Origin of the sequence: Pseudomonas sp. 51_B, from assembly GCF_017491595.1 — a bacterium.
GTDB lineage: Bacteria > Pseudomonadota > Gammaproteobacteria > Pseudomonadales > Pseudomonadaceae > Aquipseudomonas > Aquipseudomonas promysalinigenes.
This window is the reverse complement of sequence record NZ_JAFGYW010000571.1, coordinates 1-244: the sequence shown is the minus strand read 5'-3', so window position 1 is coordinate 244 and position 244 is coordinate 1. Positions and strand designations below refer to the sequence as shown.

Annotated in this window: 1 protein-coding gene; it reads right to left on the bottom strand. The window is 61.1% G+C overall.

Features of this window, described 5'->3' with window-relative positions:
* Nucleotides 1-244: amino acid permease (locus J5M56_RS26225; RefSeq protein ID WP_207938217.1), on the bottom strand; the 244-nt coding region annotated here is incomplete at both ends.

The window sequence follows — 244 nt, the reverse complement described above, 5'->3', positions numbered from 1 at the left end:
CAAGCTCGGGAGTACCCACGGCCCAGATGTCGGCGGTGAACACCTCGAGCTTGAAGGCGAACAGGCAAATCAGCGCAAACAGCACCAGCGGCACGACCTTGGCCACAGTGGTGACCAGGTTGATGAACGCCGCCTCCTTGATGCCGCGCAGCACCAGAAAATGCACGGCCCACAGCAGCACGGAGGCGCAAGCGATGGCAACCGGCGTATTGCCCTGGCCAAATACTGGAAAGTAGAAGCCCAG